Source organism: Sulfitobacter sp. (assembly GCF_039977885.1).
Classification (GTDB): domain Bacteria; phylum Pseudomonadota; class Alphaproteobacteria; order Rhodobacterales; family Rhodobacteraceae; genus Sulfitobacter.
Genome location: NZ_JBDWCI010000005.1, coordinates 90,195 through 114,303, shown reverse-complemented (window position 1 = coordinate 114,303; position 24,109 = coordinate 90,195). Strand labels below are relative to the sequence as shown.

20 protein-coding genes and 1 pseudogene are annotated in these 24,109 nt (G+C 57.4%); 13 read left to right on the top strand and 8 right to left on the bottom strand.

Features of this window, described 5'->3' with window-relative positions; genetic code table 11:
* Positions 1-49: 49 nt before the first annotated feature.
* The 4 genes from ABJM03_RS02590 to ABJM03_RS02575 form a co-directional block, all read right to left on the bottom strand.
* A complete protein-coding gene (locus ABJM03_RS02590) occupies positions 50-919 on the bottom strand; it encodes a helix-turn-helix domain-containing protein (protein ID WP_348415325.1) in 870 nt (289 codons plus the stop codon).
* On the bottom strand, positions 916-1,176 hold the full coding sequence (locus ABJM03_RS02585; RefSeq protein WP_348415324.1) for a helix-turn-helix domain-containing protein: 261 nt from the start codon (positions 1,174-1,176) through the stop codon (positions 916-918). The genes ABJM03_RS02590 and ABJM03_RS02585 overlap by 4 nt, the downstream gene beginning before the upstream one ends.
* Positions 1,177-1,279: 103 nt before the next feature.
* A complete protein-coding gene (locus ABJM03_RS02580; RefSeq protein ID WP_348415323.1) occupies positions 1,280-1,930 on the bottom strand; it encodes a hypothetical protein in 651 nt (216 codons plus the stop codon).
* Positions 1,927-3,114 (bottom strand): integrase arm-type DNA-binding domain-containing protein, encoded by a 1,188-nt coding sequence (locus ABJM03_RS02575; RefSeq protein ID WP_348415322.1) that lies wholly within the window; start codon positions 3,112-3,114, stop codon positions 1,927-1,929. Before ABJM03_RS02575 ends, ABJM03_RS02580 begins: the two co-directional genes overlap by 4 nt.
* Positions 3,115-3,820: 706 nt before the next feature.
* On the opposite strand from ABJM03_RS02575, the gene ABJM03_RS02570 reads away from it, so the two are divergent.
* Positions 3,821-5,629, top strand: coding sequence for an autotransporter assembly complex family protein (locus ABJM03_RS02570; RefSeq protein ID WP_348415321.1), 1,809 nt, complete (start codon positions 3,821-3,823; stop codon positions 5,627-5,629).
* Complete coding sequence (locus ABJM03_RS02565) at positions 5,629-9,789, top strand: translocation/assembly module TamB domain-containing protein (RefSeq protein WP_348415320.1); 4,161 nt, start codon at positions 5,629-5,631, stop codon at positions 9,787-9,789. The genes ABJM03_RS02570 and ABJM03_RS02565 overlap by 1 nt, the downstream gene beginning before the upstream one ends.
* A gap of 27 nt (positions 9,790-9,816) precedes the next feature.
* Here the strand turns inward: ABJM03_RS02565 and ABJM03_RS02560 are convergent, their stop codons facing one another.
* The 3 genes from ABJM03_RS02560 to acs form a co-directional block, all read right to left on the bottom strand.
* Positions 9,817-10,317: a flavin reductase family protein gene (locus tag ABJM03_RS02560; RefSeq protein ID WP_348415319.1), complete on the bottom strand. Its 501-nt coding sequence runs from the start codon at positions 10,315-10,317 to the stop codon at positions 9,817-9,819.
* A 122-nt stretch (positions 10,318-10,439) separates the two neighbouring features.
* The gene (locus tag ABJM03_RS02555; protein WP_348415318.1) at positions 10,440-10,913 is read right to left on the bottom strand and encodes a tRNA (cytidine(34)-2'-O)-methyltransferase; all 474 of its coding nucleotides are present in this window, start codon (positions 10,911-10,913) and stop codon (positions 10,440-10,442) included.
* Between the two features lie 136 nt (positions 10,914-11,049).
* The gene (gene acs, locus ABJM03_RS02550) at positions 11,050-13,002 is read right to left on the bottom strand and encodes an acetate--CoA ligase (protein WP_348415317.1); all 1,953 of its coding nucleotides are present in this window, start codon (positions 13,000-13,002) and stop codon (positions 11,050-11,052) included.
* Positions 13,003-13,448: 446 nt separating this feature from the next.
* On the opposite strand from acs, the gene ABJM03_RS02545 reads away from it, so the two are divergent.
* The 3 genes from ABJM03_RS02545 to ABJM03_RS02535 all read left to right on the top strand — a co-directional run bounded on the left by ABJM03_RS02545 (position 13,449) and on the right by ABJM03_RS02535 (position 16,592).
* On the top strand, positions 13,449-14,465 hold the full coding sequence (locus ABJM03_RS02545; protein WP_348415316.1) for a C4-dicarboxylate TRAP transporter substrate-binding protein: 1,017 nt from the start codon (positions 13,449-13,451) through the stop codon (positions 14,463-14,465).
* Between the two features lie 97 nt (positions 14,466-14,562).
* Complete coding sequence (locus ABJM03_RS02540; protein WP_348415315.1) at positions 14,563-15,192, top strand: TRAP transporter small permease; 630 nt, start codon at positions 14,563-14,565, stop codon at positions 15,190-15,192.
* Entirely contained in the window at positions 15,192-16,592 is a 1,401-nt protein-coding gene (locus ABJM03_RS02535; protein ID WP_348415314.1) for a TRAP transporter large permease, read from the top strand. Before ABJM03_RS02540 ends, ABJM03_RS02535 begins: the two co-directional genes overlap by 1 nt.
* A gap of 25 nt (positions 16,593-16,617) precedes the next feature.
* On the opposite strand, the gene ABJM03_RS02530 is transcribed toward ABJM03_RS02535, so the two are convergent.
* Positions 16,618-17,709, bottom strand: a complete 1,092-nt coding sequence (locus ABJM03_RS02530) for an AI-2E family transporter (RefSeq protein WP_348415313.1) — start codon at positions 17,707-17,709, stop codon at positions 16,618-16,620.
* Between the two features lie 170 nt (positions 17,710-17,879).
* On the opposite strand from ABJM03_RS02530, the gene ABJM03_RS02525 reads away from it, so the two are divergent.
* The 8 genes and pseudogenes from ABJM03_RS02525 to ABJM03_RS02490 all read left to right on the top strand — a co-directional run bounded on the left by ABJM03_RS02525 (position 17,880) and on the right by ABJM03_RS02490 (position 24,106).
* Complete coding sequence (locus ABJM03_RS02525; protein WP_348415312.1) at positions 17,880-19,019, top strand: metallophosphoesterase; 1,140 nt, start codon at positions 17,880-17,882, stop codon at positions 19,017-19,019.
* Complete coding sequence (locus ABJM03_RS02520) at positions 19,016-21,658, top strand: AAA family ATPase (RefSeq protein ID WP_348415311.1); 2,643 nt, start codon at positions 19,016-19,018, stop codon at positions 21,656-21,658. The genes ABJM03_RS02525 and ABJM03_RS02520 overlap by 4 nt, the downstream gene beginning before the upstream one ends.
* Before the next feature lie 102 nt (positions 21,659-21,760).
* A complete protein-coding gene (locus ABJM03_RS02515; RefSeq protein ID WP_348415310.1) occupies positions 21,761-22,612 on the top strand; it encodes an urease accessory protein UreD in 852 nt (283 codons plus the stop codon).
* Positions 22,613-22,615: 3 nt separating this feature from the next.
* Entirely contained in the window at positions 22,616-22,918 is a 303-nt protein-coding gene (locus tag ABJM03_RS02510) for an urease subunit gamma (RefSeq protein WP_348415309.1), read from the top strand.
* Between the two features lie 15 nt (positions 22,919-22,933).
* On the top strand, positions 22,934-23,125 hold the full coding sequence (locus ABJM03_RS02505; protein ID WP_348415308.1) for a hypothetical protein: 192 nt from the start codon (positions 22,934-22,936) through the stop codon (positions 23,123-23,125).
* Positions 23,122-23,424, top strand: a pseudogene (locus ABJM03_RS02500) (urease subunit beta); the annotation flags it as partial. The gene ABJM03_RS02505 and the pseudogene ABJM03_RS02500, both read left to right, overlap by 4 nt.
* The gene (locus ABJM03_RS02495) at positions 23,413-23,790 is read left to right on the top strand and encodes a lysozyme inhibitor LprI family protein (protein WP_348415334.1); all 378 of its coding nucleotides are present in this window, start codon (positions 23,413-23,415) and stop codon (positions 23,788-23,790) included. The pseudogene ABJM03_RS02500 and the gene ABJM03_RS02495, both read left to right, overlap by 12 nt.
* A gap of 1 nt (position 23,791) precedes the next feature.
* A complete protein-coding gene (locus tag ABJM03_RS02490; protein ID WP_348415307.1) occupies positions 23,792-24,106 on the top strand; it encodes an antifreeze protein in 315 nt (104 codons plus the stop codon).
* Positions 24,107-24,109: the final 3 nt, after the last annotated feature.

Genomic DNA, 24,109 nt, shown 5'->3' with positions numbered 1-24,109 from the left:
AGGTGATGGATTTAATGCGGCTCAGCAGTTCAGGTTGAAAATCGAACTTTTAAAGCGCAATTCCAGCAGCCTTGCACTGTTTTACGGACACCAGCCCTGCCGCTATAAGCTCATTTGCCTTTCTTGAGCTAACTGTGTTGGCGACCCATGACTTGCGGCCGATAATATGTTCGGCAATCTTGCACGCCAAGGCATGGGAGGCTGCTGTAGTCTTTGCTGGCACAACTTTGAAATCCTCCCAACGTTTTGCTTTTAGCCAATTGTGAGAGTGAGCAATATACTGCTTGGCGTTACCTGTATTCTCGGCGGCATATGCTTTCGAACCAGCGATAATCGCCTCGGGATCGGTGCCGCCACTGACCGCTTGTGCGAAAAGCTCTTCTGAGCGGTCGCGGTTCTTTGGGTTTGGATGAGTCTCCCAAAACTCTTCGAATTTCAAATTTGTGCACTGGGGCACGTCAGTGGCACAAACAGGTTCTTTTTCAGGTTCAATGGTTAGGTTCGTGTCTCGATTTGGGCCTGCCATGGTCCTAGATTTGAGACATTTCCCGGCAAGTTTTGAGATGTTTCCCCCAGTATCATTTTGAGATGCAACCCGAATAGCATTCTTAGGTTTAGTCGTGCGGTTAGAGCTGGCTCCAAGAGCAACATCAATGTGCAATTCGTATTGGTTTGAGCCTCGACCGCCGCGACCATCACCATTTGCGTGCCGCGTGATCAGGCCAGCTTCTTCCAAGGTCTTTAAATGACGGAAGAGGGTCGCGCGCCCCATTTCACAATCGTCAGCCAAACGCTTTGTGCTTGGATTGCATTGACCTGTTTCCTTGTTATGAAAATCGGCAAGTTGGACCAGCGTGACTTTTGCCGCAGGTTTCAGACCTTTGACATTAGCGGCCCATATCAAGGCGAGAGCACTCATTGATCTGTCCTCAAGGTCGGCTTGCTGCGACCGCTCAGATTTATTTGATCACGTTGCGCTTTCGCTTTTTCTATAACCGCGAGAATTTCTGAGCGGGGCCAACGAGACAACCCGCCAATCTTGATCGGCTTTCCAATCGAGCCATCAGCAACGCGACGCCAGAAGCTAGGTACGCTGATTGAGAAAAGCTCTGCTGCTTCAGCTACTTTTAGAAGTGGGTCGACGCCCGTATGATTTGAAGTTGGCGAAACTACCATGAGAAAATATGCCCCTTAATGATAAGCTATGAGCCATCCAAAGATGCATTTTTTCGAAATATGTCGCGGGTAGAAATTATTTCTACCCCTTTCGAAAGGGTTTTCAAATTTCACTTATGCTTTTCAGCTCTTCGCTGCTGACTGGCTTTGTTCTCTTTAAAAGGATCGATTTGGTATCTAGCGGTACACGCCAAGGGTTCCAAGTGATTTTCCCTTGCGTGCAGATTTGATCCATGAATTTTTCAAAGGTCTTAGCCCGAGATAAGAACAAGTCGAATTGATCCGGATCGTTCTCAAAGCTGAGGCTATCTCTTCCCATCATGAACAAGGCAAGTTGGAGGTGGCAGGTGTCGCGCCAATCCCGAAATGCTCTTGTGACTTGATTGATCGTTGCTTCTACGGATCGACCTGATTGCTCATTTAATAGCTCGATAGTGACCAACTTAATCGCCATGGCTGATGTGGTGGGTAGTTGACTTTGATGGAGGCGATATAATTCTAAAAGCACCATCGCAGCGCGCCGCCGCTCTGTGAGGTATTTTCTTACAAATTGTTTCTCAACTTGGGTTTCAAGCCGGTTTAGACCCTCTTTAGAGTTGTCTGAAAGCTCAGACATGACAAGGTAGGCTTGCTCAAGTGCGTCTTCATCGTTGCTCCCACTCACGGCCATTCTGGCTAATATGTATAGATCTGGACGCTTAATCCACTGGCCGTTCCCGCCGAACAAGGGAAGATATCGTTTCTTGTTTTTCATGTGTTTATCAGCCGAACCGAAGCACCGGATTCTTTTGTCAAATGAGATGCCCAGCGCTCCAGAAGGGAACGACGTTTTTCTAGATAGTCGGTCCGACGATAGGCGCGTTCCACTGAGTTGCCGACGATGTGCCCAAGCATTGTTTCTGCAACTTCATAAGGAGCATCTGTCGTCTCGGCTAACCAGTCCCTAAGGCTTGATCGAAACCCATGTGGTCTTGCCTGCATGCCCCGACGCTCCATTAACCGTGCCATTGTGGCGTCTGAGATGACGCCTTTGCGAACGCTGGGAAAAATATAGCCATCGCGTGAATGACGGCGGGCTTGGCCCAAAATCTTCATCACTTCGGTCGACAAGGGGACGCGAAATTCAGAGGTCTTCCCTTCGCGACCTTTCACGTTTTCTGCAGGGATCGTCCATATGTCGCCGTCAATCTGATCTTCTCGCATAAACCTAAGCGATTTAGACCGAACTCCCGTCAAAATTAGAAGCCTAAGGGCGAGGTGAGTGACTGACCCATCATTGAGACTTTCGTAAAAAATGGGGACATCTTTCCAATGAAGCGAAGGAATATTAGTTGTCGTCTGGCGCGGTTTACCCAAGAGCGCTCGTGCTTTTTTGGTAGCCTGCAGGTCCACATCAATACCTAGTGCGGCAGCGTGCTGTATACAGATTGACGCTCGCGTGAGAGCTTTTTTTGCAGTCTCGGTCTTGGTGTGCCAGATTGGCAGTAGGCAATCTCTAATGTCAATTTGAGTTATTTCGGAGACAGGTATGTTTCCGATTTTAGGAAGGACATGAAGTTCGAGGGGGCTGAACCAGCGCCCGGCAATGCCATCTCCCCGAAGTTCCGTCTTGCGCGCCTCAAAAGCATCTCTTGCGATATCGCGAAACAGATGAATGTTGCGCTGGGCTTCCAAGCGTTTCCTTTGGCGATCACGGATGGGGTCATTTCCCTCCCGCAACTTCCGACGAGCCTCACTGGACGCTTGCCGCGCTTCGGCAAGTCCGACATCTGGCCACCCGCCTAGTCCCATCTCTCTGCGTTTGCCATGGACGGTGAGACGCAGAAACCATTTGCCGCTCTGCAATCCTGACTTTGCAAGCCAGAGACCTGCTCCATCACAGTACTTTCCAGGTTCGAGGGCATTGATCCCACGACTGCTTAGCTTGTTTCTTGCCATAAAGTTTCCCTACTGGTCCACCTACTGGTCCACCTAATTGTGCAATATTGTGTGGAGATCGTCGAGAGTTGTTGAGACGAAAAGATACGATAGAGCTCAATAAAACTTCATAGTTCCGGTAGCTTGATACGCAATGATATCTTTTGAAATCAGTGTGCTGTGCCCTCCGACCGCACCACAACTTCGGTTGTTGGATTATATTTCATCGACTTACAAATACTTGAGTTGTTGTTCGGGATGCTTTTCGGGACACAAGCGTGACACTGGCAATGGCGATGAAATTGCAGCGTGTTTCTGTTCTTCCAGAAGCCCTTCTCAGGCAGCTATTGGCTTGAGACCTTGCCGGGCGCTAATCTGAACCGCTGCGCTACAATGCGGCCATTCGGCCCGCTCCAAGCAACCCGCATTCACCTTCGCGGACGCTTTTGATTTGTATGCTGCTTCTGCTCATCGGTCAGGCGGCATGACATCCGCGAGGTTTCAGCAGGTTCTCGCTCATTGGGTGGCTTTAACCTCTCGATATAGGCTTTTGCCACGCTACATTGCGGTCCGCTGAGGCGTTATGTTTCACGGTTGCGCCAAACTGATTGCGTGGCGGGGGGCAAAACGATTAAACATAAAAGTTAATGCGTGTGTAACACCGATGGCTCGAGAGCCCGCAAAAAAGCGGGCCATACTGCCACGGTCCGAGACTGAGGGTAGTAATTTGAAATCGACAGCATGGATGTCCTTGCAGCGAACAGCTGTGGGAGCAGCTTTTGTATGGGCCGCGTCGGCACCTGCTTTCGCGGCCGAGGTGGCGTTGGAAGGGGTGTCAAAAGACAGCCTGAACGCCGAGCTGCGCGGGGGCTCTTTGTTGATCGAGCAAACCCTGCTGGAAGAGAACAAGCCCTCCCCCTCCGAAATCGTCGCAGCCGCGCAGGCCGATTACAAGCGGCTGCTTGCCGTGCTGTACGACAATGGGTTCTACGCCGCGGTGATCAACATTTCGGTGGACGGGCGCGAAGCGTCGACCATCCCTCCGGTCGAGCCGCCAAGCAGCATCACACGCGTTGTTGTCAAGATTGATCCGGGTCCCAAGTTTCTTTTTGGACGCGTGGGCATTGCGCCTGTGGCTGACGGCACGCAGCTGCCCGAGGATTTCGAAGGTGGGCGTACCGCAAGGCTTGGTGCCTTGACGGAGGCGGTTTCTGCCGGTGTGACGGGGTGGCGGGCGCAGGGCCACGCCAAGGCTGCGCTAAGCAAACAGGAATTGACGGCAAACCACGACCAGCAACGTCTGGATGCCAATCTGGAACTGGCACCGGGCCCGCGGCTGCGTTTTGGTCCGCTTGTTGTAGAGGGCGAATCCGACGTGCGCCGCGAGCGCATTATCGAAATCGCGGGCCTGCCCGAGGGCGAGGTTTTTTCGCCCGAAGAGATACGCCTTGCGAGCGAACGCCTGCGCCGCACGGGGGCTTTCAACGCGGTATCTCTTAGCGAAGGTGAGGTGGTCGACGGCGATGATACCTTGCCGATCAAGGCCGAAATCATCGACGCCCCCAAGCGCCGGATCGGATTCGGGGCGGAATATTCGACGGATGAAGGGTTCACAACAAGCGCTTTCTGGATGCACCGCAACTTGCTTGGCGGTGCAGAGCGATTGCGGTTTGATGCCGAGATAACCGGCATTGCCGGCGATTCCGGCGGCATTGATTATTCGCTTGGGGTGCGGTTTGACCGCCCGGCAACGTTCAATGAGGATACCAACCTCTTCGTCGAGGCCACGATCGAACAACTCGATCAGGAGTTCTTCTTTTCGCGCAACATCGAAGTGGAAGCCGGGCTTGATTGGCTTCGCAACGAGAACCAGACCTATTCAGCTGGTGTGGGGTTTATTACGGCCGAGACACGTGATGCATTCGGGGACAACGATTATACGTTGCTGACCTTGCCGTTGGGGGCCGTCCTAGATTACCGCGATAACAAGTTGGATGCGACAAAGGGCTACTATCTTAGTGCCGAAGTGATGCCGTTTGTGGCAGTGGCTGGGGCGGATCACGGTGTGCGCAGCTATTTTGATTTGCGCGGTTACCACACATTCGGAGAAGCCCGCCCCGTAACACTGGCGTTTCGTGGGTTGGCGGGCTCGGTTTTCGGGCCTGACCTTGATGTTGCTCCTGCGGATTACCTGTTCTTCTCTGGCGGGGGAGGCACGGTGCGCGGGCAGGAATACCAGAGCCTTGGTGTCGATGTCGGGGATGATACAAGCGGCGGGCGTAGTTTTGTCGGGGTGTCAGGCGAGGTCCGCGTAAGCGTGACCGACACAATCGGCGTCGTAGCCTTTGCCGATGCCGGCTATGTTGGTCCTGAGGAGTTTTTTGACGGCTCAGGCGAATGGCAATCAGGTGCCGGCCTTGGCCTGCGGTATAAAACAGGGATCGGGCCCATTCGTTTTGACGTCGCTGTGCCGACGTCAGGGTCCGAATCCGACGAGAATTTTCAGGTTTATATTGGTATAGGGCAGTCCTTCTGATGCGCATGTTGCCGTTCGCCCTCTCGCTTATGCTTCTCACGGTTGTAACGCCCGCCAGGGCGCAGGACCAAACCGAGGAAGACAAAGGCTTTATCGTTTCAAAAATTCAGGAGCTGCTCAGCGGTGCAGGGCGCACTGTGGATATCAGCGGCTTTCGCGGTGTGCTCAGCTCCGAAGCCTCTTTTGACCGGATGACAATATCGGATGCTGACGGGGTCTGGCTGACGATGGAAGACGTCGTGCTGGATTGGAACCGGTCGGCGCTATTGCGCGGACGTCTGGATGTGGAAGAGCTGAGCGCCGCGCGCATTGATATGCCGCGTTTGCCGAAAGGCGAAGAAGAAACATTGCCGGATGCCGAAGCAGAACCGTTCACCATGCCCACGCTGCCTGATCTGCCGGTATCGGTGAATATTGCGGCGCTGCGGATTGATGAGGTTTCTCTTGGCGCACCTCTGGTCGGGCAGGATGCACAGTTCGAGATGAATGCGAATGCGGTGCTGAATGATGACGGTCTGGATATGGCATTCACAGCCAACCGGACCGATGGCAAACGCGGGGCGTTTGACCTGATGGCCAAACTGTCGCGCGGGGATGATCAGCTTGATATGGAGCTGACGCTTAGCGAGGACGAGGGTGGGTTGGTGTCGACCCTATTGAATATCCCTGATGAGCCCTCGGTCGATATGAACGTCACGGCCAATGGCCCGCTGGGGGATCTGGTGACGGTGGTCAAGCTGGATACAGACGGGGCCGAGCGTCTTGGTGGTGAGGTACGGCTAAGCACGCAGGGCGACGATTCCGACCCCGATCGCCGTATCGTTGCGGACATTGGCGGCGATATCACGGCTGTTGTTTTGCCCCAATACCGCGATTTCTTTGGCGATCACGTTGAGCTGAAGATGGACGCATTGATGGGTGCGGATGGTGCTGTCACGTTGAGTGCGCTTGATCTGCAAGCGGCAGCGGTTGATCTTCAGGGTGAGCTGAGCCTTTCTGACGAAAAATGGCCGACCTATATCGACATCACAGGCAACATCTCGCGGGCGGATAAACAGCCCGTGCTGCTTCCCGGTGGCGGCGGTGATACAACTGTGGGTCGTGTCGTGCTCAACGTGACTTATGACACCGCTCAAAGCGACGCCTATGAGGCGATTTTCAACATCTCCGATATTGCGACCTCTGCGGGCACGGTGGATCAAACCGTTTTGCGGTCAACCGGTACAATCACCGGCGTGCAAAGCAGTATCGGTGAGCTGCAAAGCGATGTGACATTTGCCGCGCGCGGTCTTTCGCTTTTGGATGCCGCGCTGGCCGAAGCGGTCGGTTCCGAAATCAACGCCACAACCAAAATCGACTATACCGAAGACGAGCCTTTGCGCGTGTCCGATCTGGACCTGCAAGGCAGCGACTACAGCCTGACAGGGGATGTGGTGTTTAACGGTATCGGTGAGGGGCTTGAGACAACGCTGGACGCACTTTTGACAGCGAGCGATCTGGGGCGGTTTTCCGCACTTGCGGGGCGCGAGCTGGATGGGGCAACGTCGCTTGAGTTGAAAGGCAGCGTGACGCCGCTGAGCGGGGAATTCGATCTGGAAGCCACAGGCACAGCGGATGACATCAAAACAGGTATTTCACAGGCGGATGCGCTTTTGGCGGGCCGTACGAATTTGACAATGAACGCCGTGCGCGACGAGACAGGCACGTTTTTGCGTGATCTCGATCTGAGCAATGCGGCAATGTCATTCACCGGCGAAGCCTCTCTGAGCAGTGCTGACAGCAGCGTGGATGCCGATGTCGAACTTTTCGACATCGCGACGATATTGCCGCAATATGAAGGCCCCGTTAGCCTGACCGGCACGGCCAGTAAACGTGGTGAGGCCGGCTGGCAGGTCGATGTGGATGCAGATGGCCCCTATGAGGTAAAGCTTACCCTTGACGGGATCGCCACCGGTGAGGACGCCGATTTGCAGTTTGACGCAAACGTGCCTGATCTTTCCAAATTTTCCGAAGGGGTCGAGGGGGCGCTTGTCGCAACCGGCAATCTGCGCCAGACCCCCGAAGGCTATTTGCTGCAAACCAATGCGACAGGTCCCTACAATGCCACCGCAGACATCAATGGTTTGGTGACGCCGTCGGTCAATGTGGGCTTTGACCTCTCCGTGCCGGAGCTTTCTGCCATCTCGCCGCAGGTCAGCGGGCCGCTCAATGCAACAGGGCGTTTGCGCCAGACCTCGACCGGCTTCGAGATTGATACAGACGCAAGCGGCCCCTATGCCGCTGATCTGTCTGTGGATGGCACGATCACACCAAAAGTCGCCATCAACTTTGATCTGGCATTGCCCGATGTGCAGCAGGTGGTGCCACAGGTGAATGGTACCCTGCGTGCCACAGGCCAGTTGCGCCAGACCGATAGCGGTTTCGAGATCGACAGCAAGGCGACCGGCCCTTACGGAGCCAATGTTGCCGTCGCTGGCGCGTTAACGCCTGCGGTGGACGTGACCTTCAATGCGGCGCTGCCCAATGTGGCCTCCCTTGCGCCCGGCGTGAACGGTCCGTTTACGGCCCGTGGCTCCTTGCGCCAGACCGATGCAGGCTTTGCCGTCGATACCAGCTTTAATGGCCCCTACAGCAGCAGCGGTTCGGCAAATGGCGTGGTGACAGGGGATAATCCGGCGATCAGATTTTCGGCGGGCCTGCCTAATATCGCGTCTTTGGTGCCTGATTTGAGGGGCGCGCTGAATGTGTCCGGTACTGCAAACCAGACGGCGCAAGGATGGCAGCTTGATACTGCGATTCAAGGGCCTGCGGGAACCCAAGCCACCGTTGCGGGGCTTGTGGGGGGGGACGGGTCTCTGGACATGGACATCAACGGCAGCGCACCTTTGGGATTGTCAGCCCCCTTTATCGAGCCGCGCAGCCTGCAAGGGGATGCCCGCTTTGATCTGGCCCTCAATGGCCCTGCCGGGCTGGGGGCGCTGTCGGGAACAATCCAGACCTCCGGCGCGACCCTCTCGGCACCTAATCTGCGGGTGAACCTTGAGGATATTAACGCTGTTATCAACTTGGCGAACAGCCGCGCAAATATCGACATCACGGGTAATTCGACCGGAGGCGGTGATCTGGCCGTGAGTGGGGATGTCGGGCTGACGGGGGCCTATCCGGCGAATATCGCGATCAACCTCGACGACATCGTGATCGAGGATCCGCGTCTTTACCGCACATCCATTGACGGTGATCTGCAACTTGCAGGCCCGCTAACCGGCGGTGCGGCAATTCGAGGCGACCTCACCGTAGGTGAGACCACAGTGACCGTGCCCTCCACCGGCCTGACCAGCATCGGGGACATCCCTGTTATCGCTCATGTGGGGGCGGGAGCAGAGGATCAGGCCACGCGCCGCCGTGCAGGGCTTGTCGAGGAGAGCGAAACAAGCGGCGCAGACGGAAGCGAGACATCAGGCGTGGGTTTTGCACTGGATGTCAACGTCAACGCACCGGGACGGATTTTCATCCGCGGCCGCGGGCTTGACGCGGAGCTGGGCGGCAATCTGCGTCTGGCGGGCAGCACGGTGAACATCATATCGACGGGCCGCTTTGAGCTGGTGCGTGGGCGGCTGGATATTCTGGGCAAGCGTTTCGATCTTGAGGAAGGCTATGCGCAGTTTCAGGGTGACTTTACCCCCTATATCCGTTTTGTGACCACCACAGATACCGAGACAGGCACAGCAAGCATCATCGTCGAAGGCTTTTCGGACAGCCCCGAAGTCAGCTTCGAGAGCGATCCCGACGGGCCGCAAGACGAGGTGCTGGCGCAAATCCTGTTCGGGCGCAGCATTTCCGAAATCTCGCCGTTTCAAGCGCTGCAGCTGGCGAATGCAGTAGCGACGCTTGCAGGCAAGGGTGGTTCGGGCGTGGTGGGCAATCTGCGCGATGAATTTGGCCTAGATGATCTGGATGTGACCACAACCGACAGTGGCGAGACCGCTCTGCGGGTGGGCAAGTATCTCTCGGACAATATTTATACGGATGTCACGGCGGCCTCGGATGGCACGGCGGATGTTTCGATCAATATTGATCTGACGAAAAACATCATCGGCAAAGCCACGCTTGGCTCTGACGGGACAACATCGCTCGGGGTTTTCTTCGAAAAAGACTACTAGGAAGCAGCTTGTAAGGGCAGGGACGCTTTAGTCGTTGGGGCTGAAGCGTCCGAATTGGCCGCGCTTGAACAATAGGCCATCCGGCTCATCGGGTTGCGTGGCTGCTGATGTGATCTGACCCAGGATGATAGAATGATCACCAGCTGCATGCACCGCATAGGGGCTGCAATGGAAGGTTGCCAGACAGCCATGCAGCGTTGGCGCGCCGTTGGGCCCCGCCTCCCACGGATAGGGGGCAAAGTCATGGCCTTGGCTAGCGAAGTGGTGGGCGATTGGCATCTGATCGGCGCTAAGGACGTGGATGCAAAACGGGGTATCGCCTGCAAAGGCGTCATGCCGTTTTGAACTGCGCGCCGCTGACCATAATACCAAAGGCGGATCAAGCGAGACCGAAGAGAAAGAATTCGCAGTTATCCCGAGCGGCCCTTCCGGCGTCTGAACCGTGATCAGGGCGACACCGGTGCCAAATTGCCCCAAGGCGCGGCGCAGGTCGGTTGTGCGGGTCGGATCGGGTGTAAAGCTTTGCATATCAGTCTCCATAGCCTGAGCGGTGCCATGCGCACGGGTAATTGTCTAGAGCATGCGCCGCCTTGACGTTGGGATGCCCGCATTTGCATCAATGTGGGCGGTCACATTTCATTGGGGGACGCTCAGCCGCCAAGCTGGGGGCGCATGGCCTGATAGACAACGGCACAGGCGACATTGGCCAGATTAAGAGAACGCACAAGCGGGCTAAGCATCGGAAGGTTAAACGTCCGGTCCTCCATCCCCTCAAGGATTGACGAAGGCAGCCCCGCAGATTCACAGCCAAACACCAGATAACCGTCTTCGGGGTAATCAGGCGTGTAAAAGCTTTGCGCGCCATGTTCTTCGAAGAAATGCAGATGCTCACGGGGAGGATTGCGGTCGGTTATGAAGTGTTCCCAGCTGTCATATTCGCTCAGGTTCACATGCTTCCAATAATCCGTTCCGGCCCGCCGCACAGATTTTTCATCAAGGGAAAACCCGTAGGGTTTGATCAGCACCAGTTCCAGACCAAGCGCCACACATGTCCGCCCGATCGCGCCGGTGTTATACGGGATTTCCGGGGTCACAAGGACCATTTTCAGGCGGGGTTCAGGCATGGGGCACGGGCTTTCTATATCGCAGGCACAAGACCGGCCCGCCGTTGTCACCTGCTACCCCAGCCATGCAGTATTTAACAATGTAAACTTGAATAGAACCTTTCCCCACAAGATGCCTTATGGGGAAAGGGATCGCTTACTGGTTCATGCGGTTGTCGATCAGATCATCCACCACGGCCGGATCCGCCAGCGTGGATGTATCGCCCAGCGTGCTGTGGTCGTTCTCGGCGATCTTGCGCAAGATACGGCGCATGATCTTGCCCGAACGGGTCTTGGGCAAACCCGGAGCCCATTGGATCAGGTCCGGTGATGCAATGGGGCCGATTTCGTTCCGAACCCATGTGCGCAGCTCGGCGCGCAGCTCGTCGGTGTATTCCTCGCCTTCCATCAACGTCACATAGCAATAGATACCTTGACCTTTGATTTCATGCGGGTAGCCGACCACTGCGGCCTCGGCGACTTTTGCATGGGCGACAAGGGCGGATTCGACTTCTGCGGTGCCCATGCGGTGCCCCGACACGTTGATCACATCATCCACGCGCCCCGTGATCCAGTAATCGCCGTCCTCATCGCGCTTGCAACCGTCACCGGTAAAGTAATAGCCGGGATAGTCGGCGAAATAGGTTTTTTCAAAGCGCTCATGATCGCCCCAAACGGTGCGCATCTGCCCCGGCCAGCTGCCACCAATGCATAGTACGCCTTCGGCTGGATTGCCTTGCAACTCTTCGGCTGTGGTGGGTTCCAGGATCACCGGCTTGATGCCAAAGAAGGGTTTCATCGCCGAGCCGGGCTTCATTGCATGGGCACCGGGCAGGGGGGTCATCAAATGGCCGCCGGTTTCGGTCTGCCACCATGTGTCTACGATGGGGCAGCGCCCGCCGCCTACCACATCGTTGTACCAGTTCCACGCCTCGGGATTGATCGGCTCACCCACCGTGCCCAGAATGCGCAGGTCGCTTAGATCGCATTTTTCGACAAACTCGGGGCCTTTGGCCATCAACGCGCGGATGGCCGTGGGGGCAGTGTAGAACTGGTTTACTTTGTGGCTTTCGCAGATCTGCCAAAAGCGGCTGGCGTCGGGATAGGTCGGAACGCCCTCGAACATCACTGTGGTCGCCCCATTGGCAAGGGGGCCGTAAACGATATAGCTGTGCCCAGTGACCCAGCCTACATCAGCCGTGCACCAGAAGATGTCGCCGTCTTTATAGTCGAACACAGTCTCATGGGTCATTGCAGCATAGACCAGATAGCCGCCCGTGCTATGCACCACGCCTTTGGGTTGGCCGGTCGAGCCGGAAGTGTAGAGAATGAACAGCGGGTCTTCGGCGTTCATCGCCTCTGGCGCGCAGCTGTCCGAGGCTTCAGAGGCCAGCGCGTTATAGTCATAGTCGCGGTCTTGGACCCATGTCGTCTGCCCGCCAGTCCGCTTGACCACGAGACATTTCACGCTGTCTTTGCAATGCAGCAGCGCCTGATCGGCATTTGTTTTCAGCGGCGTAGCCCGCCCGCCGCGGGGTGCGTGATCGGCGGTGATGATGACCTTGGCGTCACAGCCGTTCACGCGGGCGGCCAACGCATCAGGTGAGAAACCCGCAAAGACAATGGAATGGATTGCACCGATGCGTGCGCAGGCCAGCATGGCATAGGCGGCCTCAGGGATCATGGGCAGATAGATAATTACGCGGTCTCCGCGCCCGACACCTAAATCCTTCAGGATATTGGCCATTTTACAAGTGCCTGCATGCAGGTCGCGGTAGCTGATATGTTGCGCGCCTTCATCGGGGTTGTCGGGCTCCCAGATGATCGCGGTCTGGTCGCCACGCGTTTCAAGGTGCCGGTCAATACAGTTGGCCGACACATTCAATTGCCCATCGGCGAACCAGTTGATTTTAACCGCGCCAAGGGTGAAATCCACATCGCTGACTTGGGTGAAAGGTTTGATCCAGTCAACACGCGTGGCCTGTTCGGCCCAAAAGGCGTCAGGGTCGCTGATCGAAGTGGCGTACATGCTGTCATATTTCTCAGCAGTCACATGGGCATTGGCGGCCAGTTCGGCACTTGGCGGATAGGTTTTTGTGGATGTCGACATGGGAATTCTCCTCCGGTTGGGCGCATTGGCCCGCCTTTCCCGCGCATTATGGCGGGGCGTTTTTACGGGAGCCTAGGTAGTTTGCCAGCGCATGGAAATATCACAGAGCGGTGTTGGCGCGGTTTGTGTAAAGTAATTTCCTTTAATGGCTGGCACTGTTGTAAATTTTTTACAGCGCGTGGCCAATTTCGCCAGATCTGTAATTTCTTGATGGTTGATGAAGGGATTTTGTGAATTTTTATCCGTGCGAACGCTTGTATTTGATCGCTTTGCAGTCTTTGATGTGCCTGTCCTGCAAAAGCAGGAGGGCTGCCACCCCCTCGCGTGTATCCTTGCGACCGCCGCGCTTGCGCTTTGCGGTTCATCGGGAGAGTTCGGATATCAACGACCTGCACAGCCTTCAGGTGCGGGGAAGGGGCGGCCTTGATAATAAATGGGAGATGAACATGAATAAGTTTGTAGCGGGTGCTGTGCTGAGCACGATGTCGGTTGCCTTTGCATCTGAAGCTATGGCCACGGAATGGAATGTTTCGGTTTGGGGCAAGCGTCGCGCGTTTACCGAGCATGTAGAAAAGATCGCCGAGCTGGTGTCGGAAAAGACCGATGGTGAATTCACCATGAACATCAGCTATGGTGGCCTGTCCAAGAACCGTGAAAACCTTGACGGTATTTCCATCGGCGCGTTCGAGATGGCGCAGTTTTGCGCGGGCTATCACCGCGACAAGAACCGCGTAATCACGGTACTTGAGCTGCCTTTCCTCGGGGTTGAAAACCTTGCACAAGAGCGCGCAGTCTCGAAAGCGGTCTACAACCACCCGGCGGCGATTGAAGAGATGGCGCAATGGGATGCCAAACTGCTGATGACCTCGCCCATGCCTCAGTACAATATTGTTGGTACCGGCACGCCACGCGAAACGCTCGAAGACTTCAAGGGCATGCGTGTACGTGCCACCGGCGGTATCGGGCAGGCGTTCGAGGCCGTTGGCGGTGTGCCAACATCCGTGACCGCCTCCGAGGCGTTTCAGGCGATGGATTCGGGTGTTGTTGATACCGTTTCATTCGCACAGCACGCACACCTGAGCTTTGGCACCATCAACGAGGCAGATTGGTGGACCTCCAACCTCAACCCCGGCACGGTGAACTGCCCTGTGGTGGTGAATATCGACGCCTATGACAGCCTGTCTGATGATGAGCGTGAGGCGCTGGACAGCTCTGTCGAAGAAGCGTTGGATCACTATGTCGCCAACTATGATGAGCTGCTCAAGCGTTGGGATGCCGTGCTTGAGGAGAAAGGCGTGAAAAAGGTCACAATCTCTGACGAGGTACTGGCCGAATTCCGTGCCCAAGCGGCGGACCCGATCCGTGAAAAGTGGATTGCCGACATGGAAGCCCAAGGCCTGCCGGGCCAAGAGCTGTATGATCTGGTGCAAACCACACTTGCCGAAGCCAAGGCCGCTAACTAATGACGGCGCGGGGGCTGGGAGGCTCTCGCATCTATAACACACGGGCTGTGCGGTCACCGCGCAGCCCTTTTCTCATACCTATTACAGGAGTTTGGTGATGGCAGGATCCGCCGCAGTGCTGGAAGATTCCAGTTTGCTAAGCAAACTTGACCGCATGTTACTACCGCTAGAGCGTTTTTGCGCTTTGCTAAGTGGGCTTGCGATCTTCTCATTGATGTTTTTAGCGGCCTATTCGGTGACCGCGCGCAAGTTCTTTGGCAGTCCGCTGCTGGGCTATGTCGACTACATCGAGGCCGCGATGCCGATCATTGCGATCATGGGCATTTCCTATGTGGCCCGCGACGGCAGCCATATCCGCATGGATATGCTGGTCAACGCGCTCAGGGGTCGTGTTTTGTGGTTGTTTGAGCTGATTTCGGTTGTGCTGATGCTGGTGCTGATCATCGGTTTGACCTACGGCGCATGGGAGCATTTCGACCGTTCGTTTGATTGCGCGCGCCCGTGGTGTTCGCGCGACAGCTCGATCGACGTGAGCCTGCCCATCTGGCCCAGCAAACTGGTCGTGCCGATCGCCTTTGCCATTCTGGTTTTGCGCCTGTTGTTGCAGGTTTGGGGCTATGGCCGCGCATTGGTGTTGGGGTTGGAAAACCCCGTTGCTGTGCCGCTGTCGCTGACGGTCGAAGAACAGGCCATGGCCGAAGCAAAGATGATGGAAGGGGCTGACTGATGGAACCTATTGAAATCGGTATCTACACCTCTCTGGGTATGTTGGTCATGGTGGTGCTGGGCATGCGCGTGGCCTTTGCAGCGGGGCTTGCAGGTTATGTGGGCCTTGTCTGGCTGCGCTGGAACGGGTTTGATTATGATCCCGAACGTTTCTGGAAAGCTGTTGAAATCAGCACCAAGATCGCAGGCCTCACGCCGCATTCCAAAGTATCGGCACAAGTGCTGAGCCTGATCCCCGTGTTCATTATGATCGGCTATCTCGCCTATCACGCCAAGCTGACGACGGCACTGTTCGAGGCATGTAAACGCTGGTTTGCTTGGGTGCCGGGAGGCTTGGCAGTCTCGACCGTTTTTGCCACCGCGGGTTTTGCGGCGGTGTCAGGCGCGTCCGTGGCCACGGCCGCGGTGTTTGCTCGTATCGCCATCCCCGAGATGTTGAAAGTGGGCTATAATAAACAGTTCGCCGCGGGCGTTGTGGCCGCTGGCGGCACATTGGCCTCGCTCATTCCGCCTTCGGCGATTTTGGTGATCTATGCGATTATCGTGGAACAGGACGTGGGCATGTTGCTGCTTGCTGGTTTCATCCCGGGCATGTTTTCTGCCATCGTCTATGCCGGTTTGATCATCGGGATCGCCATGATCTGGAAGAACGTAGGCCCGCCGGTCACGGGCTTTTCGTGGAAGGAACGCTTTGAAAGCCTGCCGCCCGCTTTGCCCATTGTGGCGGTGGTCGTGATCATTATCTTCTTTGTCTACAACCCCTTCGGCGACGCATGGGGTACCCCGACTGAAGGCGGCGCCGTGGGCGCGTTCATCGTCTTTCTGATGGCGCTCTACCGTGGAATGCGCTGGGACAAGCTCAAGGCAGCACTGCTCGAGACAGCCAAACTCACCGTGATGATCTTTTCGATCATCTGGGGGGTGCTGATCTATGTGCGGTTCTTGGGCTTTGCCGAACTGCCCGAGGCGTTTGCAGACTGGATCACTTCGCTTGATATGGCACCGATAACGATCCTGATCTGTATCCTGTTGGCCTATGCTGTGCTGGGTATGTTCATGGATGCCATCGGGATGCTGTTGCTTACTTTGCCGGTCGTGTACCCCGCCGTCATGGCGCTGAACGGTGGCGATACGGTTGCCGCAGCGGATGCAGCGTTCGGCATGTCGGGCCCGATGTGCGCGATCTGGTTCGGCATTTTGGTGGTGAAGATGGCCGAGTTCTGCCTGATCACACCGCCAATCGGTCTCAACTGTTTTGTTGTGGCCGGTGTGCGCGATGATCTGACCGTGCAGGATGTGTTCCGCGGCGTGACGCCCTTCTTCATCGCGGATGCGGTGACGATTGCCTTGCTTGTGGCATTCCCCGGCATCGTGCTTTGGCTGCCGTCTTTGGCGAGCTAAGAAACTACTACCGCGCGCTGCCTGCTCAGGTGGCGCGCGGCGGTTCCGGAGGTGTGTCGCTGGGCGGCATGCTGCGGCGGCTATCAAGGAAGTTGCTGAAGATATGTAGGGCCTCTACGTTCTCGCAGATCACTTTGAAGACCACCAGAAACGGCACTGCAATCAACGCGCCCGGAATGCCCCATAACCACCCCCATAAAACAACCGTCAGAAACACAGCGACCGTGTTCATCTCAAGCCGGCGACCAATCAGCCATGGGGTAATCAGCTGCCCTTCAAGGGTTGTCAGAAACATATAACCCATGGGCGCAAGTAAGGCGTATCCGACAGTGTCAAAGGTAATGACCGCATAAGCCCCTGCAATCAACGCGCCGATCACGCCGCCGATATAGGGTAGGAAGTTCAGCAAAAAACCGGCGACGCCAAAGACCTGTGCATTGGGCACACCCAAGGCAAACAGCCATGCCCAGATACAAATCCCCAAAGCGGCATTGATCAACGTAATCGTCAGCAGATAGCGCGACACACGTTGCTCAACCTCATAGACAGCCGCAAGCGCACGCTTTTTGTCTTTGAGCCGGTTAAACGACTGAACCAGTTTGATATAAAACATATTCCCGGAGGCCAGAAGAAACAGCGCCAGCACCAGCATAACCGCCAATGTCCCGCCCAAGGTGACGCCTGTGCTCATGATGCTGTCAAGCAGACCGGGTTGACGCACAGAGACTTCGCGCCCGGCTGTGTCTGCGGCACCTATATTCTGGACTTCTTCAGTGGCGCGGCGCACGGTTTCGACGGTTTGGGCCAGCCCGCTGAGCTTGGCCTGTATCTGCGCCCCCATCTGGGGCAGCTCGTCCGACCACATCGCGACAGTGCCTGCGGCCACGCCCACAACGATCAGAACAATTGCACCGGCAAATCCGACAATCAATGTCGCCGCTATACCGCTAGGTATGCCGGCACGGGTAAGGCTGCGCGCCAGAGGGCTGAGGGTGAGCGCCAGCAAAAAGCCCAATAAGATCGGTAGAATCAGGTCCTTGGCAAAGAATGCCGTGACAAAGACAGCGATGAGGCAAAGCAACTGTAGTGATCGTCGGATCGATTTGAGATCGTCCAAAATAGCTGTCCTCTCAGGTTTGTTAGGTAACATACGCGTGAACAGGCAGTTTGGTTCAGGTCGAACGTAAATTGTTTTGGCAACGGGGGGCGGGAAGGGCAAAACGCGGCTTGCCCTTTACTGGACGGGTGGCCAAACTGGTTACTATTTCCCTTGGGGGGTATCGCGCAATGTTCCGCTTTTTGCACAGTTCCGATCTGCATCTTGGCAAGCCGTTTGGCCGCCATGCAGAAGATGTGCGCGGGCGTTTGCGTCAGGTGCGCCATGACGTGTTGGACCGTTTGGCCGCTGCCGCCCGCGAAGCGGGGGCTGCGCATGTTCTGCTGGCAGGGGATACATTTGATCAGGAAACACCGGCCCCGACGATCACGCGACAGGCGCTGAATGCAATGGCGCAAGCCGCGGATGTCACATGGGTGCTTATGCCCGGTAACCACGACAGCCTCGCGGCAAGCGAGCTGTGGCAGACGATTGCACGCGACAGGCCTGACAATGTGATGCTGGTGCCGGATGCTGCGCCGATGGACCTTGGCGGTGCGTATCTGTTGCCTGCGCCCTGCACCACACGAAATCCGGGCCGTGATCTAACCTTTGAGATGGCGGCCGCCACGCCTGAAGGGGGTATCCGCATCGGGTTGGGCCATGGCGGGATACAGGATTTCAAAAGCTTGGGCTCGGTTGCCGCCGAAGGGCCAAGCGGCACCATCGCCCCTGACCGCGCAGCCCTTGCAGGGCTTGATTATCTGGGGCTTGGTGATTGGCACGGCCAGCTGAAAGTAAGTGACAATACGTGGTATTCCGGCACCCCCGAAGCCGATAGCTTCAAACATACCGGCATGGGAAGTGCCCTTGTGGTTAGCATTGCCGAAGCAGGGGCCACTCCCACGGTGACACCGGTCCAGACCGGCGCGTTGCATTGGCTGCGTCTGCCGCTTGACATCACGCCTGAGGAAGACTGCCCGTCGCTGGTCGCCGCCGCCCTGCCACCTTTGGCACAGCGGCGCGATACCTTGGTGCAGGTGACAGCGCAGGGGCGCGTCGGGGTGCAACAGCTACAGGCGCTTAATGCTGCGTTGGCACGCGTGGCACCGGATTTTCTGAGTCTTTCGGAGGATCTGACAGCGCTGCGGCTGGCCCATGACGGGGCGGACCTCGAGGCGATTGATCCCTCGGGGGGGGCGCTGCGTCAGGCGGCCGAGGCATTGTCGGCGCAAGGACAGGATGGCGACTTATCCGCAGAGGATCGCCGCATCGCCGCCACGGCCCTGTCACAGCTGTTTTCCTTTGTGGCTGAGGAGGGTGCTGAATGAAGCTGCGCAGCCTTACCCTTACCAATGTGCGTAAATTCGCAAATCAAACCGCCAGCATTACCGGCATCGGGGATGGTGTAACGGTAGTGGCGCAGGCCAATGAGTTTGGCAAATCCACCTTTTTCGACGCGCTACATGCGCTGTTTTTCCTGAAATACGGTGCCGCCACTCGAGAGGTCAAAGCCTTGCAGCCATCCGCCGGTGGCGCTGTCCGTGTGGCGGCCCAAATCGAGCTTCCAGCTGGGCTTTTTACTGTGCAAAAGTCCTTTCTTGCACAAAAGCGGGCGCAGGTGATGGATGCGGCGGGTAAGGTCATTGCGCTGGACGATGAGGCAGAGCAATGGATCGCCCGTCTGATGGACACCGGGCTTGAGGGGCCTGCGGGTCTGCTTTGGGTCCGGCAAGGCATAACCGCACTTGAACCTTTGGGCAGCTCGCCTGCGGATAAAACCAAATTGCTGGATGCCCGGCGCGATTTGCTGTCTTCGGTTGCGGGCGAGATTGACATGGTCACAGGCGGACGCCGTATGGACCGCGTGATCGAAGCGGCAACTGCAGCATTGGCCCGCCTCGCCACCAAAACAGGCCGCCCCGTCGCAAAAGGACCATGGAGCGAAGCCGAGCAAGAGCTCGAGAAATACACCGCGCGCCATGCGGAACTGTCGCAAACCTGCAAGGTGCTTTCGGCCGCACTTGGGCAGCGTCGACAGGTTGCGGCGCGGCTTGAGGTTCTTGAAGCACCCGATATGCGCGCAGGGCTGGAGGCGGCATTAGCGAAAGCCACGCAGGAACATGATGCGGCGCGCGCCCATGCGGACAAGCTGGCGCAGGCCGCTGATCTGGTAAAGCTCAAACAGTTGGAACAGGACGCAGCCCAGGCCACGTTGGACGGGTTGATCGCGGCGGCAACGGCGTTTGAGGCGACCGGTGAACAGATCGCCGAAACATCAAAGGCGCTGGAACAGGCGACGGTTAAAGCCACCGAAGCCGAAGCTTTGACCATCAGTGCGCAGGCGGCGCTGACTGAGGCGGGGCAGGCGCTTGACCACGCTGTGGCGGCGCGGGACCGTGCGCAAAAGGGGGCGTTGCTGGCCAATGCGCAGGATAAGCACAGCAAACTTGCCGCGCAGTTGGCGCAAGTTGAAACAAAACGCGCCGAGGCCGAAAAAGCGCGGGCTGCGCTTTCGGCACTGCGTGTGACGCCACAAGCCTTGCAACAAATCGAAGCGGCGCAAACCGCCTTGGAACGTGCGCAGGGCGAAGCCCGCAGCGGTGGGGTGCAGATGCGTCTGCATTATGACGGTACCGCGCGGATCACGTCAGAGGCGGGGGTGCTCGAGGCGGGTGCGCACCGGGTTGCCCATGCGCAGACCCTTGATTTGCCCGGCATCGGCCGGATGGTTCTGGATCCCGGTGATGCGGCTGCGGATCTGGCGGCGGTGACGCAGGCACAGACCCGTCTTGATGCGGCGCTGGCCGCTGTTGGGGTGGCCGACATTGCTGCGGCCCGTGTTCAGGCCGCGCGCCGAGCCGAGGCTCAGACCGCGCTGGCTCTGCTCGAGAATATTCTGGAAACTTTGGCCCCTGACGGTGTGGAGGCGATGCAGGCTGTCGTCGCCACAGCGCTGGCCGAGATAGAGGCGCTGGGCGTAGTTGATGATGCATCACCAGCTGCAGAACTGCCCAAAGCCGTGCCTTTGGAGCCGTTGCAAGAGGCGCAGATTGAGGCGCGTGCGCAATATGACCGCAGCCGCGACGGTCGCGATTATGCACGCGCTGCGCTGGTCCGTGCGCAAGCAGGCTATGATGGGGCGCAGCAGGCCCAGACTGCAGCGGCGGCGGCTTATGGGGACCCCGACAGTTTCAACGCCCGCAAGGCCGAGGCTGCGCGCGCCTTTTCTGCGGCCCAAGTGGCCACCGCTGATGCGCAGGACCAACATGCGCGCCTCCAGTCGGCTGCACCCGATCTGATCACGGCGCAGGCCGATCTGGCGCGCGCCCGCTCGGCGATCAGCAACATGGACGAAGAGCTGGCACAGCTGCGCACACAGCTCACGGATCTAAGCGCGACAATCCGCACCCGTGCCGAAGACGGCGTGGAGGAAAAGCGCGACGAGGCCGAAGGCCGGATGCAGGCTGCCGCTGCACGTGCCGCGCGTCTGGCCCATGAGGTGAAGGGGCTCACCTTGTTGTTGGAGACACTGCGCGCCAAACGCGGTGCCGCGCAAGAGGCCTATTTCGGTCCGATCCAGCAGGAACTCACCCCGCTGCTGGCGTTGTTGCATGATGGTGCCGCACTTAGCTTTGATCCCGCGTCGATGCTGCCGCAGGGGCTTGCGCGGGACGGTCTGGCAGAACCTGTTGAAATGCTAAGCGGGGGGACCCAAGAGCAGATTGCCATCCTCACGCGCCTTGCCTTTGCGCGGTTGTTTGCCAAACAGGGCAAGCCGATGCCAATTATTCTGGATGATGCGCTGGTTTATTCCGATGATACGCGGATCACGGCCATGTTCACGGCCCTGCACCGTGTGGCAGCAGATCAGCAGGTGATTGTATTCTCCTGTCGTCAGATGGCTTTTGCCGGCCTTGGCGGGACGCGGCCGGTGATCGAGATTGCGACAGACGGCATGTCTGCTTGAGTTTTGGGCAACGGGTTAACGAAGTATATTTTGTGTGGGTAAGAGTGGAAAATTGCTATCGGTTGTGTCGCGGCTGTGCTCAGTTATGCTAAAGAGAAGCCGATGAGTCTGGATAACATTTCGCCATTGACGGACGCCCTTGTGGGGCGGGTCGCCACACCGCCGCGCGCGCGTGGTGCGGTCACGCTCGGCGTGCAGGCGCGGGCGGGAAAGACGCATATTGCGCAGCTACGGCAGGCGGGATGTTTGAAATGTATCCTGCCAACAGTTTTCCGCGATGACGCCGAGGCGGTTCTGGTCAATACCGCAGGCGGGGTAACCGGCGGTGATGTGATCGAGGTTGACGCCATGCTTGGTCGTGACACACATCTGTCGATCAGCACGCAGGCCGCAGAGCGTATTTACCGGACATCCGATGGCACCACCGGCAACGTGCGCAACCGCATCACCGTGGGCGAGGGGGCGCGCCTTGCGTGGTTGCCGCAGGAAACGATCCTGTTTGATCGTGCCCGATTGAACCGTGAATCGCAGATTGATCTGGCCCCTGCCGCGCAGTTGTTGCTGTGTGAGACGCTGGTATTTGGCCGTGCAGCCATGGGCGAGCAGGTGCATGATTTGCACCTTGAAGACCGTATTTGCGTGACCCGCGATGGCGCGCCGCTGTACCGCGATGGCATCCGCTTGCATGGTGACGCCCATGCGCAATTGGCCCGCCCCGCGCTGGGCGCTGGTGCGGGGGCGGTGGCCACTGTGGTTTGTGTCACCCCCCAAGCCGAAGCGCTGCTGACCCCTTTGCGCGCATTGCTGCCTGAAACAGCAGGCGCGAGCCTGCTACGCGCTGATTTGCTGGTTTTGCGCGCTTTGGCGGTGGACAGCCTCGCGCTGCGCCGCTTTATGATCCCTGTGCTAGAGCTTCTCTCTGGCCAATCCCTTCCCGGTGTTTGGAGACTGTAACCCATGCAACTGACCCCCAGAGAAAAAGACAAGCTGCTGATTTCTATGGCTGCCGAGGTCGCCCGCAAGCGGCTGGCGCGCGGTGTGAAGCTGAACCACCCCGAAGCAATTGCGCTGATCACGGACGCTGTTGTCGAAGGCGCACGCGATGGTCGCTCTGTTGCGGATATGATGGAAGCCGGCGGCCATGTGGTCACCCGTGACCAATGTATGGAGGGCGTCGCCGAGATAATCCATGACGTTCAAGTCGAAGCAACTTTTCCCGACGGAACCAAATTGGTGACCGTCCACAACCCGATTAGGTAGGCAAAAGGAAATAGGATGAAGAATTTATCGTTTATAGCCCCGGTATTGGCAGCCGCTCCGGCAATGGCGCATGAAGGTGTGCATGTGACCCCGCATGGTGGGGAATGGATGCTGGTGTTTCTGGGCCTGTCTGTGATTGGAGTGGCAGGGGCTATTGGTCTGCGCGCACGGGCGACCTTTTCCAAAACACGAAAGTCGCGCAAATGATCCCCGGAGAGATCATTGCGGCGCAGGGTACGCTGACCCTCAATGAGGGGGCAGAAACCACCACGCTGGAGGTCGCAAATACCGGCGACCGGCCTGTGCAGGTTGGCAGCCACTATCATTTCGCCGAAACCAATCCCGCGTTGGAATTCGACCGCGAAGCGGCCCATGGTCAACGGCTTGATATTGCGGCTGGTACGGCTGTGCGGTTCGAGCCCGGCCAAAAGCGCGAAGTCACGTTGATCCCCATTGGTGGTGCGCGCCGTATCTTTGGCTTTAATGGCAAGGTAATGGGGCCGCTGGCCTTGGCGGCGGCAGTTCTGCTGGGAAGCTTGGGCGCGGGTCCGGCTCAGGCGCAATCGGCTGCTGAATGTGTCTCGCCCCAGACGCAATCGTTGATGAACGCCTGTGCCTATATGAAATACGAGCAAGCCGATGCCGCGCTGAATGCTGCATGGAAACCGGCCAAGGCTTTCGGGGATGAAATCGGCAAAGGGGATGCGTTGTTGACCGCCCAGCGGACGTGGATCGCCTATCGCGATGCCGCCTGCGATGCACATGCCAGCCCTTATGAGGGGGGCTCGATCCAGTCCCTGATCCGTGCAAATTGCCTGTCTGCGCTCACTGCTGGCCGTACGCGCATGCTGCTTGAATTTCACGGGTATTAAGATGGCCCGCCGGAGTGATCCCTTCGCGTTTTTTTCCAATGCCATGGAGATGGGCCATATGATGGCCGAAGCGAACGCCGTCATTGCCATGCGCAGCCTTGGTATGATGGGGCTGTGGTCGGTGACACCATCCGAGGACAAACGCATGGTGTCGGAAAAAATCGACGCGGTGACCCGTTCTGTGAATGATGCCACGAAATCAATGTTGAAAGGCGACAGTGCCGATCAGATCACTGCCGCCGCCCTAAAACCCCTGCGCCAGAAAACCCGTGCCAACGCCAAGCGCCTGACCAAGCGCGGCCCGAAAAGGAGCTGACAC

Coding starts and splice junctions, on each gene's coding strand:
- ABJM03_RS02590 (WP_348415325.1), bottom strand. CDS start 919: ATGAGTGCTCTCGCCTTGATATGGGCCGCTAATGTCAAAGGTCTGAAA.
- ABJM03_RS02585 (WP_348415324.1), bottom strand. CDS start 1,176: ATGGTAGTTTCGCCAACTTCAAATCATACGGGCGTCGACCCACTTCTA.
- ABJM03_RS02580 (WP_348415323.1), bottom strand. CDS start 1,930: ATGAAAAACAAGAAACGATATCTTCCCTTGTTCGGCGGGAACGGCCAG.
- ABJM03_RS02575 (WP_348415322.1), bottom strand. CDS start 3,114: ATGGCAAGAAACAAGCTAAGCAGTCGTGGGATCAATGCCCTCGAACCT.
- ABJM03_RS02565 (WP_348415320.1), top strand. CDS start 5,629: ATGCGCATGTTGCCGTTCGCCCTCTCGCTTATGCTTCTCACGGTTGTA.
- ABJM03_RS02560 (WP_348415319.1), bottom strand. CDS start 10,317: ATGCAAAGCTTTACACCCGATCCGACCCGCACAACCGACCTGCGCCGC.
- ABJM03_RS02555 (WP_348415318.1), bottom strand. CDS start 10,913: ATGCCTGAACCCCGCCTGAAAATGGTCCTTGTGACCCCGGAAATCCCG.
- acs (WP_348415317.1), bottom strand. CDS start 13,002: ATGTCGACATCCACAAAAACCTATCCGCCAAGTGCCGAACTGGCCGCC.
- ABJM03_RS02545 (WP_348415316.1), top strand. CDS start 13,449: ATGAATAAGTTTGTAGCGGGTGCTGTGCTGAGCACGATGTCGGTTGCC.
- ABJM03_RS02540 (WP_348415315.1), top strand. CDS start 14,563: ATGGCAGGATCCGCCGCAGTGCTGGAAGATTCCAGTTTGCTAAGCAAA.
- ABJM03_RS02535 (WP_348415314.1), top strand. CDS start 15,192: ATGGAACCTATTGAAATCGGTATCTACACCTCTCTGGGTATGTTGGTC.
- ABJM03_RS02525 (WP_348415312.1), top strand. CDS start 17,880: ATGTTCCGCTTTTTGCACAGTTCCGATCTGCATCTTGGCAAGCCGTTT.
- ABJM03_RS02520 (WP_348415311.1), top strand. CDS start 19,016: ATGAAGCTGCGCAGCCTTACCCTTACCAATGTGCGTAAATTCGCAAAT.
- ABJM03_RS02515 (WP_348415310.1), top strand. CDS start 21,761: ATGAGTCTGGATAACATTTCGCCATTGACGGACGCCCTTGTGGGGCGG.
- ABJM03_RS02510 (WP_348415309.1), top strand. CDS start 22,616: ATGCAACTGACCCCCAGAGAAAAAGACAAGCTGCTGATTTCTATGGCT.
- ABJM03_RS02505 (WP_348415308.1), top strand. CDS start 22,934: ATGAAGAATTTATCGTTTATAGCCCCGGTATTGGCAGCCGCTCCGGCA.
- ABJM03_RS02495 (WP_348415334.1), top strand. CDS start 23,413: ATGGGGCCGCTGGCCTTGGCGGCGGCAGTTCTGCTGGGAAGCTTGGGC.
- ABJM03_RS02490 (WP_348415307.1), top strand. CDS start 23,792: ATGGCCCGCCGGAGTGATCCCTTCGCGTTTTTTTCCAATGCCATGGAG.